Here is a 12,812-nt window from a genome sequence, read left to right as displayed (position 1 = left end):
TCGCAATGACGGTTCAGTCAGGTCGCGGATTGCTCTCATCCGCCGCTTCGGTCTCGAACAGCTTCGGCATATGCGCCTGATACCAGCTCTTCAGCTCTTCGAGGGCGGGGTGATCGAGATTGCGGCGCAGATAGCCCTCGATGCGCGGCAGGTGCTTGAGGTAGTCCGGCTTGCCGTCGCGCTTGTCGAGGCGAGCGAAGATGCCGGCGATCTTGGTGTTGCGCTGGGCGCCGAGGATCGCATAGGCGCGGGCAAAGCCGGCCAGGTCGAAATCCGGCGTGTCGGCCCGCCGCGCCGCGCCATAGGCCGCGAGCAGCCGCAGTTCCAGCGAGGCCGGGACATCGACGCGCGCGTCCTGGCCGAGCGAGGCGAGATCATAGGCGGGATGGCCGAGCACCGCGTCCTGGAAATCGATCAGGCCGAGCCTGGCATGGCCTTCGCGCCCTTCCAGCCAGATCAGGTTCGGCGAATGGTAGTCCCGAAGCGTCCAGGTCGCCGGCTGGGCGAGGATCTCGTCGAAGAGCTTGCTCCAGATCCGGGCGAACTCGGCCTGCGTCACGGCCGGCAGCGTCGCCCCGGCGATATGCGGCGCATACCATTCCAGGATCAGCTCGGTCTCGATCGCCATGGCCTGGCGGTCATATTCGGGGATCGCGTGGTCGATCCCCTCGGCCACCGGCAGGATCGCCGGCAGCGTGTGGCGATGGAGATCGGCAAGGAGCCTCGCAGCCGCCTCGTAGCGCTCGGCGATCGGCTGGCGCTCGGCGTCGATCACGCCCTCGTTGCCGAGGTTCTCAAGGATGAGCAGGCCGGTCGTCAGATCCTCGGCGAGGATTTCCGGCGCGGCATAGCCGAGCGAGCGCAGACCGCGATCCATCGCGACGAAGGCCTCGACATTCTCCGCGAGATGGGCGAGCGCGCTATAGGGCTTGCCGAGGCGGATCGGCGGGCCGTCCGGACGCGGCGGCGAGATCATCAGCACCGCGCTCTCGCCATTCGGCCGGGTCAGGCGCTCATAGGCGCGCGTCGAGGCGTCACCCAGCATGAAGTCGCGACGCGCTTCGCCCCAGCCGGCAGCATCGAGGAGGCGGCGCGAGGCGACCGCGATGGCGAGACGCTGCTTCCAGAGGACGCCGCCCGAGAGATCGGCAATGCGGCCGGTCTCGGGATTGTCGGGATCGACGTCGAGCACGATGTCGAGGCGCCGGGCCGCGGGAAGGCGCGTGCCGGCCCGGTCCGGCCACTCGACCAGCAGGATCAGGCGGTCGATATCCTCGACCAAGCCGATATCGTCGAGCTCGTCGGGCGAGCGCACGCGGTAGAGATCGGCGTGGAGCACGGCGCCGTGCGCCGTCTCGTAGCTCTGGACCAGCGTGAAGGTCGGGCTCGGCGCCTCAAGCGTGGGGTCGCGGGCAAGCTCGCGCAGAATGGCGCGCGCCAGCAGCGACTTGCCGGAACCGAGATGGCCGGAGAGCGCGACGATATCGCCGGGCTTCAGGATGGCGGCGATATCGGCGGCGAGGCGCAGCGTCGCCGCCTCGTCCGCCAGCAGAAGCCGGTGCGTGCCGGCCTTGCGGGCTTCTTCCGTCATTCAGCGGCATCCGAGAGCGGCACGCCCTGTGCCGGAAAGACGGCTGTCACCCGCGTGCCGCGGCCGGGCGCGGAATCGAGCTCGACATGGCCGCCATGGAGTTCGACGATCGAGCGGACGATGGAGAGGCCGAGGCCGACGCCGCGATGGCTGGAGCCGAGCGAATGGCTCTCGAAGCGCTCGAACACCTTCTCCATGACTTCGGCCGGAATGCCGCGGCCCTGATCGGCGACGGTGATGCGGATGTCCCCGCCCGTGCGCGTCGCATTCACCGTGACGGTCTGGCCGGGGGAGGAGAAGCCGATGGCGTTGGAGAGCAGGTTGAACAGCACCTGGCGCAGGCGCTTGCCGTCGGCGCGCAGCGGGCCGGTGCGGGCATCGATCTCGACCTTGAGGTCGAGCTTGCTGTCGGTCAGCCGGTCCTGCAGCCCGGACGCCGCCTGCGCGATGGCGTCGGCGACGTCGACATCCTGGATCTCGAGCGTCAGCGCGCCGTTGTCGATCGTGGCGAGGTCGAGAATGTCGTTGATGATGGCGAGCAACGCGCCCGAGGAGCGCACGATATGGGAGGTGTAGTCGCGCTGCTTCTCGTTGAGCGCACCGACCGTCTCGGTGCCCAGCAGTTGGGCGAAGCCGATGATGTTGGTGAGCGGCGAGCGCAATTCGTAGGAGACGTGGTGGACGAAATCCTCGCGCAGCCGCGAGATCGTCTCCAGCGCCTCGTTCTTCTCGGTCAGCGCCCGCTCGACATTCACGCTGGCGGTGACGTCGGCGAAGGAGATCAGCGTCGCGCCGTCCGGCAGCGGGGCGGCGGCCATGTCGAGCACCGTGCCGTCGCGCCGCTCGATGCGGCTGCTGTAATCCTCGCGCGCATCGCGCACGCCGGTGACGACGCTGTGCAATTCGCTCCAGACCTCGTCCTGCGGGAAGAGCGGCCGGCAGAGCCGGATGACCTCGTCGATATGCGGTGCGCTCGCGGCAAGATCGCCGCCCTGGATGCGCCAGGACTGGGCGAAGGCCGGATTGGAGAGCTTGAGCCGCCCGTCCGAACCGAACACGGCGACGCCCTCGCGCAGCGAGTCGAGCGTCTCGCGCTGGGTGCGGGAGAGCGCGTTGAAGCGCGATTCCAGGGTGAAGCGCTCGGTGACGTCGTCATAGAGATAGGTGACGCCGCCTTGCGGATTGGGGCTGGCAACGACATGGACAGTGCGCCCGTCCGGCAGATACCACCAGTCCTCGCTGGCGCGCGTCGCCGTATAGGCGGCCTGCGCCGCCGCCTTCCAGCTGCGGTAGTCGCCGAGTTCCGGCAGGCGCCGCTCAGCGCGCAGCCTGTCGAGAATCTCGCCATCCGTGGGCTGGCCGTCAAGGAAGCCCGCTTCCAGCGACCAGAGCGCCTCGAAGCCGGAATTGCGATAGACGAGCCGCTGGGCGCGGTCGAAGACCGCAACCGCCGTCTTCAGCCGATCGAGCGTGCCGACATGGGCGTCCATCTGGCGCTGGAGATCGGCACGGATCGCCTCCAGCTCACTCATGTCGATGGCGAAGCCGGCATAGCCGGTCGCGGTCGGCAATTCCATGATGTCGAGCGTGCGCCGCTGGCCCGAGACCACGGCCGGCGCCCGCACGGCGAAAGTCGCGCCTTCGCGACGGGCCCGTGCGGCGGCGTCACGCTCGGTGCGATCGAGCAGTTCGAGCCCACCCTTCGCGACGGCGGCTGGATCGGCAGCCTCGACCGCGCGGGCATAGGCCGCATTGACCCAGGTCAGGCGGCCATCGGCATTGCGCATCCAGGCCGGGTGCGGCAGCCCGGCGAGCAGGCTGGACAGCGCCGCATGGCCCGCCGTCACCCGTTCGAGCTCGCCGCGCAGGGTCATGACCTGCGCCCGCTCGCCCGTCACCTCGCGGAAGCGGATCACCGCGCGCCCGGCGACAGGGCGCCCTTCGACATCGATGAAGGGACCAGCTTTGCTGCGCAGGGTAAAATTGAAGGCCTCGCCGCGCCGCTTGAGCGCATCGGTCGCCAGCTCCAGGCGCTTGGCATCGGCCGGCGGCGCCCAACTGCCATAGGCCAGCGCCAGCGTCGCGCCGGGAGCGCCGAGAAAGCCGCTATCGCCCTCGAAGACGGGCTCGGCATCGCGCCCCTTCCAGCTCACGACCACCTGCGGATCGGCCGCGAGCAGGATCGAGAGCCGCTCCTGATGGCTGCGCGCCGCTTCGAGATCCGCCGCGAACCTGGCCTCGCGCTTCTGCCAGCGCGTCCGCTCACGCACATAGATCAGCGATGTCGTCGCGGCAAAGACGGTGAGCCCCGCGAGAAACAGCGACACCCCGCCGGAGCTCATGGCATCCGAGGATAACGGCGCCAGCCACTCGCTGCGCGCCATCGTCGGAACGGTGACCGAGGCGACGGCCAGCCCAGGCAGCAACGCGCGCGGACGCCAGCCGCCATCTCGCCCCTGTCGCCTCGCCCGTGCCATCCTCAACGTCCGTCGCCTCTCCGGCGGCCTTCAAGCCGCCCTGTCCATCGGGCCCGTCGGAATCGGCCGGGGGAGCTGGCAGGGCTGCCATCTCCGGGGGGCCGATCCACGCTCGCCACCACGCCAATCACATCAGAGCTTTCGACCCGGCCCGCGCATCGCGGCAGCCGAATCAGTCCCACTCTAATCATCGCTGGACTCCGTCAGGAAGTGCTTAATGGCAGGTAAATCGTTCGATTATCCGGACAGACTCGGGCACGGCGAGAGATCATCAACCAATAGAGGCAGAAAATCAGAGAGGCACAATTTGTAGTGTCTTCGGATGTGATTCCCGGAAGGCACAGCCATGAAAAAAGGCCCGGCGGATGCCGGGCCTTCCGATCGTCAGCGCTCGAGCGCCTTGTCAGTAGCGGTAGTGCTCGGGCTTGAACGGGCCAGCCTGCGGCACGCCGATGTACTTCGCCTGGGCGTCGTTGAGCTTGGTGAGCTTGGCGCCGACCTTGGCGAGGTGGAGCGCCGCGACCTTCTCGTCGAGATGCTTCGGCAGCGTGTAGACGTTGTTCTGGTAGTTGGCGTGGTGGTTCCAGAGTTCGATCTGGGCCAGCGTCTGGTTCGAGAACGAGCACGACATCACGAAGGACGGATGGCCCGTGGCGTTGCCGAGGTTCACCAGGCGGCCTTCCGAGAGCAGGATGATGCGCTTGCCGTCGGGGAACTCGACCTCGTCGACCTGCGGCTTGACGTTGTCCCACTTGAAGTTCTTCAGGCCGGCGACCTGAATCTCCGAGTCGAAGTGGCCGATGTTGCAGACGATGGCGCGGTGCTTCATCGCGCGCATGTGGTCGACGGTGATGACGTCGAGGTTGCCGGTGGCCGTGCAGAAGATGTCACCGCGCGGGGCAGCGTCTTCCATGGTCACGACCTCGTAGCCTTCCATCGCCGCCTGCAGGGCGCAGATCGGGTCGATCTCGGTGACGAGCACGCGGCAGCCGGCCTGGCGCAGCGAGGCGGCCGAGCCCTTGCCGACGTCGCCATAGCCGGCGACGACCGCGACCTTGCCCGACATCATCACGTCGGTGCCGCGGCGGATGGCGTCGACCAGCGACTCGCGGCAGCCATAGAGGTTGTCGAACTTCGACTTGGTGACCGAGTCGTTGACGTTGATCGCCGGGAACGGCAGGCGGTTGGCCTTGGCGAGCTCGTAGAGGCGGTGCACGCCGGTGGTGGTCTCCTCGGAGACACCCTTGATCGCGGCGCGGGTCTTGGTGAACCAGCCCGGGTTGGCCTTGAGCTGGCGCTTGATCAGCGCGAAGAAGATCGTCTCTTCCTCATTGCCCGGCTTGTCGAGGAAGGCGGCGTTGCCGGCCTCGGCCTCGGCGCCGAGGATGATCAGCATGGTCAGGTCGCCACCATCGTCCAGGATCATGTTCGGCGTGCCGCCGTCGCCCCAGGTCGCGGTCTTCAGCACGTACTCCCAGTACTCCTCCAGCGTCTCGCCCTTGATGGCGAAGACGGGGGTGCCGGTCGCGGCGATCGCGGCGGCGGCATGGTCCTGGGTCGAGAAGATGTTGCAGGACGACCAGCGGACGTCGGCGCCGAGATCCTTCAGCGTCTCGATCAGCACGGCGGTCTGGATGGTCATGTGCAGGCAGCCGGCGATGCGGGCGCCCTTGAGCGGGGCCTTGCCCTTGTTCTCGGCGCGGACCGCCATCAGGCCCGGCATCTCGTCCTGGGCCATGTTGATTTCCTTGCGGCCGTAATCCGCAAGCGAGATGTCCTTGACGATGTAATCCGACACGGGGGGCTCCAATCGCTCAACCTGAATGATGGCGCGCTCTCTAGCAGCGCCCGGAGCGAAAGGCAATCAAAGATATAAAGATGTCTTTATATGATTAGCGCGAGTCGGATTGGATTCGTCAAAGCCACCCGCTGCCACGCAAGCGCCGCAGCGATACCCGGCCGCGCAGAAGCTCGATAAAGAACCAGCCAACAAGCAGAAGCGAAACAATTCCGGCGACGATCTCGATCCAGCCGAAGATCGCCGGCATGGTGCTTATTCCCCCTCGCCGAACTTGTCGGCGATGAGGGCCGCGAGCGCATCCAGCGCAGGCTTCGCCTCGGCGCCCCTGGCGACGATGGTGATCGTCGAGCCGATGCCGGCGCCGAGCGTCAGCACGCCCATGATCGAGGTGGCGCCCACGGTCTCGCCGCAGCGGCTTACCGTGATATCGGCCTCGTAGCGGGCGGCGCATTGCACGAATTTCGCCGTGGCGCGGGCGTGCAGACCCTTCTTGTTGACGATCTCGAATTCGCCGTAGAGGGCACCGTTGGGGATTTCGACTTCGGGGCAGTCGCAGTCTTCGTCCATCCGCCCCTCTCGGCGCCGTTACTTGCCGGCCAGCACGCGGCTGGCGACCGTGATGTATTTCCGGCCCGCATCCTGCGCGCTGGTGACCGCTTCGTCGAGGGTCTTCTCCTCGCGCACGCTGGCGAGCTTGATCAGCATCGGCAGGTTGACGCCGGCGACGACGTCGATGCGGCCCGGCTCCATGACCGAGATCGCCAGGTTCGAGGGCGTCCCGCCGAACATGTCGGTCAGGATGATGACGCCGCGGTCGGTCTCGACCTGCTCGACGGCGGCGATAATGTCGCGGCGCCGGCTCTCCATGTCGTCATCGGGCGCGATGGCGATGGTCGCAAGGTTCCTTTGGGGGCCAACGACGTGTTCGAGCGCAGCGCGGAACTCCGTCGCCAAATGCCCATGTGTCACGAGGACCAGTCCGATCATTCAATCCAGCACCGGAGAGCGCCGTCAGCGCCCGGACAAGGTCGCGGTTTATGCGGCAGGAGCGAGATATGCGCAAGCCGTCAACCGTCAAACTTGTCAAAATCGCGATCAGTGCCCGGCCTCTGTGAATAAGTCCAAGGCATTCAGCGCAAGCCTCTCGTCACCGGCGCGGCCTGTCATGCGCAGGCGCGGCAGGTCGACCCCGGCGAGGCTGTCGACGAGATCCTCGGGCTCGGGCATCCGTGCCGGCTCCTCGGCCGCAAGGTCGACGATGAGCCGGACCACGACCGCTCCGGTATGGGGTTCAGGTGTGAGGCCTAGCCCCCGCCGCTCGACGATGCCCTCCAGCGGCGCGACCGGCCTCGCCACCAGCCGATTGCCAGCGGCGACGAGTTCGGTGCGGTCGTCGGCGACGAGCCTGGCGAAGCGCCCCCCTTGCGAGGCGAGGGCGATCAGCGCGAGCGCGAGCGTCGACTTGCCGCTGCCGGACGCGCCGCGGATCAGAATGCCGGCCTCGCCGACGGCAATCACGGTCGCGTGGATCCGGGTCTGCTCCTGCAGGGGCACGGCAGCCATTCTGGCCTCAGGCCGCATGGGCATAGGCTGCCGGCAGGCAGACGATGAAGCGGGCGCCGAGGCGCGACGCCTCGCCATCGGGGCCGGCCGGGCCAAGCCGGTTCTCGGCCCGGATCGAGCCGCGATGCGCCTCGACGATCTGGCGCGAGATCGACAGGCCGAGCCCGGAATTCTGGCCGAAACCCTCGTTCGGGCGGTCGGTGTAGAAGCGCTCGAAAATGCGCTCCAGGGCATGGGGCTCGATGCCCGGCCCCTCGTCCTCGACGGTGACGAGCACGTCGTTGGCAACGCGCGAGAGCACGACCTTCACCGGCTTGTCCGCCGGCGAGAAGGAACGGGCATTGTCGATCAGGTTGACCAGGACCTGGCCGATGCGGGAATCGTGGCCGAGCACGAGGAATGCGTCGTCGCCGAGACGCTGGCTGCGGCGGTCGCTGCTCAACTCGATCTTCGCCTGCCCCTCGCGCCGCGTCTCGTTCTGGATCGTCACGACGGCGCCGAGCACCTGCGCCACGTCGACCGGCGCGGAATCGTTGCGCGCGAGCTCGGCATCGAGCCGCGAGGCGTCGGAGATATCCGAGATCAGCCGGTCGAGCCGGCGAACATCGTGCTGGATCACGGCGAGCAGGCGCTCGCGCGAATCCTCGTTCCTGGCGCGCGGCAAGGTCTCGACCGCACTGCGCAACGAGGTCAGCGGGTTCTTCAGTTCATGAGCGACATCGGCGGCGAAGCTCTCGATCGCCTCGATGCGGCTGTAGAGCGCCTTGGTCATGTCGCGCAGCGTGCCCGAGAGGTGGCCGATCTCGTCATGGCGGCTGCTGAAATCCGGGATCTGCTCGCGCGACTTGACACCGCGCCGCACGCGCTGGGCTGCTTCCGAGAGCTTGCGGATCGGCTCGGCGATGGTGCCGGCGAGCAGGATCGAGAGCACGATCATCACGCCGGCTGCGACGGCGAAGACCTGGAAGATCGCGAAGCGCTCGGCGGCGATCACCGCATCGATGTCGCCGCCTTGCGTCGAGAGCAGCAGCGCGCCCTTCACGGTCCGGAAGCGCTGCACGGGCACGGCAACCGAAACGATGGTCTGGCCGCGGGTGTTGACGCGCACGACGCTGGCCGGGGCGCCGTTCAGGGCGCGGGCGACCTCCGGATAGGACTTGCCGTTGGCGTTCTCGAAATCGTCGTAGGTCGGGACATCGGCCTTGCCGAGCCGGTTGCGCAGCATGTTCCAGGTGCGCTCCAGCAGCGGCGGCTCATCGGGCTCGCCGACGCGCGGCAGGTCGAGGCGGAGCACGTCGCCGCGCGAATAGAGGCTGCGCGAGTCGATGGTAAGCATGCCGTCCTTGTCGTAGACCCGCGCGCGGGTCTTGGTCGGCATCACCAGCCGGCGCAGGAGCGGAGCGACCTTCTCGGGATTGATCGAGAAATCGAGCGGATCCTCGGCAATGCCGGCGCTCTCGCCGGCCTGGAGCTGCAGCAGCTTGTCGGGATCGATGGTGATCGTGTCGATTTCGACCGTGGCGGAAGCCGCGATCGCGCCGGCGATGATCTCGCCCTGGGTCAGCAGGCTCTGGACGCGCGCCTCGATCAGCCCCTCGCGGAACTGGTTGAGGTAGAGGAAGCCGATCAGCAGCGCGACGAGCCCGCCGAGATTGAGGACGAGGATGCGCCGGGTCAGGCTGGAGGCGGCGCGCAGCGAGACCGCGCGCGCCATGCGCCGCCAGGCGATGCCGACGCGGCGGCGCAGCCCGGCGCGCCAGCCGGAGGGCGGCGCGGGCGTTCTGGCCTCGTTGTCGACGGTTGCCATGGCTGCGGCTTGCTTCCCGCTCGGAATGACGGCGACGGCGAATCCGGCGCGCCCTCGCCTTCCTTGCCTCAGACTTCCTTGAAGCGATAGCCCACGCCGTAGAGCGTCTCGATCATGTCGAACTCGGCGTCGACCTGATTGAATTTCTTGCGCAGGCGCTTGATGTGGCTGTCGATGGTGCGGTCGTCGACATAGACCTCGTCGTCATAGGCGGCGTCCATCAGGGCATTGCGGCTCTTCACCACGCCCGGGCGCTGCGCCAGCGACTGCAGGATCAGGAACTCGGTGACGGTGAGCGTCACCGGCTCGCCGCGCCAGGTGCAGGTATGGCGCTCGGGATCCATGCGCAGCAGGCCGCGCTCCAGCGCCTTGGCGTCCTCGGGGCGGGGGGCGGCGGTCGCGTCCTTCGCGCCGGCCCGGCGCAGGATCGCCTTGACGCGCTCGACCAGCAGGCGCTGCGAGAACGGCTTCCGGATGAAGTCGTCGGCGCCCATCTTCAGGCCGAAGAGCTCGTCGATCTCCTCATCCTTGGAGGTGAGGAAGATGACGGGCAGATCCGATTTCTGGCGCAGCCGCCGCAACAGCTCCATGCCGTCCATGCGCGGCATCTTGATGTCGAAGATCGCAAGGTCCGGCGGGTTCTGCTTCAACCCGTCGAGCGCCGAGGCGCCGTCCGTATAGGTCATGATGCGATAGCCCTCGGCCTCGAGGGCGATCGAAACCGATGTCAGGATGTTGCGGTCGTCGTCGACCAGCGCAATCGTTGGCATAAGGCTTTCGTCTCTTTGTCACGTTGCAATAAACGGTTCCCCTCTCGCGCGAGAGAGGCCAAAGCGTGGCGGCAATCTAGCCGGGGCGTGGCGATTTGCCTATGTCTCCGTAGCGCAAGCTGGAAATCGGAGTAAGGTTCCATGGCCAAGGCCGCCAAAGACGTGATCCAGCCGATGGACGAGGCTGTGCGCCTGGAGGCCAAGAATCTGCTGCGCGAGGCGCGTTCGGCCGCGCTCGCCACGCTCGGCCCCGACGGTCACCCTTCCGCGAGCCTGGTCGGGCTCGCCACCGATATCCAGGGCACGCCGATCATCCTGATCTCGGGGCTCGCCGCCCATACCGGCAACCTCGCCAACGATCCACGCGCCTCGCTGCTGATTTCGCCCGGCGGCAAGGGCGATCCGCTCGCCCATGCGCGGATCACGCTGAAGGTCCACGCCCGCAAAATCGACCGCGAGAGCGAGGAGGGCGCGCGCATCCGCCGCCGCTATCTCGCGCGCCAGCCGAAATCGGCACTCTATGCCGATTTCCCGGATTTCTCCTTCTTCGCCCTGGAGATCGAGGGTGCGAGCCTCAATGGCGGCTTCGCCCGCGCCTTCGCGCCGACGCCGGCCGACCTGATGAGCGATCCGGCACACGCCGCCGCACTCGCGGACGTGGAAGCCGGCGCCGTCGCGCATATGAACGAGGATCATGCCGAGGCGATCGGCCTCTACGCCACGCAGTTGCTCGGCGCGAAGGCCGGGGACTGGCGGGCCATCGGGCTCGACCCCGACGGGCTCGACATCGGTCTCGGCAGCACGGTGCTGCGCCTGCCCTTCCCGGCCTCGGTAGATGGCCCCGGCGCCCTGCGGCGCGTCCTGGCGGAACTCGCCACCAAGGCACGCGCCCAAGCGGCCTGACGCCTCGAAAATCGCCTTGCAGACCGAGCCGTCGCAGGGACGCGCGGCCATTTACCACAGGTTGAAATTCAATCGATTTAGAGAAGTTTGCAGCGGTGACGGGCCTTTTCAATGACTTGAGCGAGGGGCCGCATCGCCGTAAAGACCCATCGTGGCCTCTAGGGCCTCGCCTTCGACGCTGGGCCCTGCCACCGGTCCAAGCGCATTCGTGAAGACAACAGGCCGCCGACAGCATGGCGGCCTCCGGAGGAATTCAGTGGACAATATCGGTCAGTTCAACGCCGCCCAAGGCGCCGAGGGCTTCGGCTTCCGCAAGCTGAAGGCCGTGCACTGGAACCTGGAAGCGTCACAGCTCTACGAAGCGTCGCTCGACCGGGGTGAATCCCGGCTCGCCCGCGGCGGCGCGCTCTGCGCCGATACCGGCACCCATACCGGCCGCTCGCCGAAGGACAAGTTCACGGTGCGCGACGCGCTGACCGAAAACACCGTCTGGTGGGCCAACAACCAGGCGATGAGCCCTGAGCATTTCGAGACGCTGCTCGGCGATTTCCTGGCCCATACCGAGGGCAAGGAGCTGTTCGCGCAGGATCTCTATGGCGGCGCCGACCCTGTCCATCGCGTCAAGGCCCGCGTCTTCACCGAGATGGCCTGGCACTCGCTGTTCATCCGCAACCTGCTGATCCGCCCGTCGCGCGACGAGATCAGCGCCTATGTGCCGGAGATGACGATCGTCGACCTGCCGAGCTTCAAGGCCGATCCGAAGCGCCATGGCTGCCGCAGCGAGACCGTCGTCGCCATCGACTTCACCCGCAAGATCGTGCTGATCGGCGGCTCGGCCTATGCCGGCGAGATGAAGAAATCGGTCTTCACCTATCTGAACTACGTCCTGCCGACCAAGGGGGTGGTGCCGATGCACTGCTCGGCCAATGTCGGCTCCAAGGACGATTCCGCGATCTTCTTCGGCCTCTCCGGCACCGGCAAGACCACGCTTTCGGCCGATCCCGAGCGCACGCTGATCGGCGATGACGAGCATGGCTGGTCGAAGGATGGCATCTTCAACTTCGAGGGCGGCTGCTACGCCAAGACGATCCGCCTCTCGGCCGAGGCCGAGCCGATGATCCACGCGGCTTCGCTGCGCTTCGGCACGGTGCTCGAGAACATCGTCATGGACCCGCTGACCCGCGAGGTCGATTTCGACGACCAGTCCAAGACCGAGAACACCCGCTCGGCCTATCCGCTCGACTTCATCCCCAACGCCTCGCGCACCGGCCGCGCCGGCATCCCGAAGAACATCGTGATGCTGACCGCCGACGCCTTCGGCGTGATGCCGCCGATCGCGAAGCTGACGCCTGCCGAGGCGATGTACCACTTCCTCTCCGGCTACACCGCCAAGGTCGCCGGTACGGAGCGCGGTCTCGTCGGCGTAGAGCCCGAGTTCTCGACCTGCTTCGGCTCGCCCTTCCTGCCGCGGCATCCGTCGGAATATGCCAACCTGCTGCGCGACTTCATCGCCAAGCACCATGTCGATTGCTGGCTGGTGAACACCGGCTGGACCGGCGGCAAATACGGCACCGGCCGGCGCATGCCGATCCGCGTGACCCGCCGCCTGCTCTCCTCGGCGCTGGACGGCTCGCTCAACCGCGCCGATTTCCGCCGGGATCCGTATTTCGGTTTCGCCGTCCCCACTTCGGTCCCCGGGGTCGAGCCGCATATCCTCTATCCCGTGAAGACCTGGGCCGACAAAGCCGCCTTCGCCGCAACGGCCAAGGACCTCATCGGCATGTTCGCCAAGAACTTCGCGAAGTTCGAGGACCATGTCGACGACGCCGTGAAGGCGGCCGCGCCGTCGAGCTCGCTCGCGGCCTGAGGCCAAACCCTCCGGACTATGCTACGAGAGGCG

At 67.2% G+C, this 12,812-nt stretch carries 11 protein-coding genes; 2 read left to right on the top strand and 9 right to left on the bottom strand.

Annotated features, from left to right (window positions below; all coding sequences use genetic code 11):
- Nucleotides 1–13: 13 nt before the first annotated feature.
- The 9 genes from tsaE to Q0Q02_RS08760 form a co-directional block, all read right to left on the bottom strand.
- Entirely contained in the window at nt 14–1,591 is a 1,578-nt protein-coding gene (tsaE, locus tag Q0Q02_RS08800; protein WP_293808562.1) for a tRNA (adenosine(37)-N6)-threonylcarbamoyltransferase complex ATPase subunit type 1 TsaE, read from the bottom strand.
- Nucleotides 1,588–4,068, bottom strand: a complete 2,481-nt coding sequence (locus Q0Q02_RS08795) for a PAS domain-containing sensor histidine kinase (protein WP_293808560.1) — start codon at nt 4,066–4,068, stop codon at nt 1,588–1,590. Before Q0Q02_RS08795 ends, tsaE begins: the two co-directional genes overlap by 4 nt.
- A 403-nt stretch (nt 4,069–4,471) precedes the next feature.
- Nucleotides 4,472–5,866, bottom strand: a complete 1,395-nt coding sequence (gene ahcY / locus Q0Q02_RS08790; RefSeq protein WP_293808559.1) for an adenosylhomocysteinase — start codon at nt 5,864–5,866, stop codon at nt 4,472–4,474.
- Nucleotides 5,867–5,984: 118 nt separating this feature from the next.
- A complete protein-coding gene (locus Q0Q02_RS08785) occupies nt 5,985–6,116 on the bottom strand; it encodes a hypothetical protein (RefSeq protein ID WP_293808558.1) in 132 nt (43 codons plus the stop codon).
- A 5-nt stretch (nt 6,117–6,121) separates the two neighbouring features.
- Nucleotides 6,122–6,436: an HPr family phosphocarrier protein gene (locus Q0Q02_RS08780; protein WP_293808556.1), complete on the bottom strand. Its 315-nt coding sequence runs from the start codon at nt 6,434–6,436 to the stop codon at nt 6,122–6,124.
- 18 nt (nt 6,437–6,454) lie between these two features.
- Nucleotides 6,455–6,856, bottom strand: a complete 402-nt coding sequence (locus Q0Q02_RS08775) for a PTS sugar transporter subunit IIA (RefSeq protein WP_293808554.1) — start codon at nt 6,854–6,856, stop codon at nt 6,455–6,457.
- Nucleotides 6,857–6,964: 108 nt separating this feature from the next.
- Nucleotides 6,965–7,432 carry a serine/threonine protein kinase gene (locus Q0Q02_RS08770; RefSeq protein WP_293808552.1) on the bottom strand — a complete coding sequence of 156 codons (468 nt, stop codon included), beginning with the start codon at nt 7,430–7,432 and terminating at the stop codon, nt 6,965–6,967.
- A 7-nt stretch (nt 7,433–7,439) separates the two neighbouring features.
- Entirely contained in the window at nt 7,440–9,239 is a 1,800-nt protein-coding gene (locus Q0Q02_RS08765) for a sensor histidine kinase (protein WP_293808550.1), read from the bottom strand.
- 68 nt (nt 9,240–9,307) lie between these two features.
- Entirely contained in the window at nt 9,308–10,009 is a 702-nt protein-coding gene (locus Q0Q02_RS08760; RefSeq protein ID WP_293808549.1) for a response regulator transcription factor, read from the bottom strand.
- A gap of 141 nt (nt 10,010–10,150) precedes the next feature.
- Here Q0Q02_RS08760 and Q0Q02_RS08755 point away from each other — a divergent pair, with 141 nt between their 5' ends.
- Together Q0Q02_RS08755 and Q0Q02_RS08750 are read left to right on the top strand one after the other, a co-directional pair.
- Entirely contained in the window at nt 10,151–10,912 is a 762-nt protein-coding gene (locus Q0Q02_RS08755; RefSeq protein WP_293808547.1) for a HugZ family protein, read from the top strand.
- 256 nt (nt 10,913–11,168) lie between these two features.
- A complete protein-coding gene (locus Q0Q02_RS08750) occupies nt 11,169–12,779 on the top strand; it encodes a phosphoenolpyruvate carboxykinase (RefSeq protein WP_293808545.1) in 1,611 nt (536 codons plus the stop codon).
- Nucleotides 12,780–12,812 lie beyond the last annotated feature (33 nt).

It is taken from the genome of uncultured Allobosea sp. (assembly GCF_945956895.1).
In the GTDB taxonomy this organism is placed as follows: Bacteria; Pseudomonadota; Alphaproteobacteria; order Rhizobiales; family Beijerinckiaceae; genus Allobosea.
Note: the sequence above shows the minus strand (reverse complement) of the source record. Positions and strands in the feature narration are given on the sequence as shown.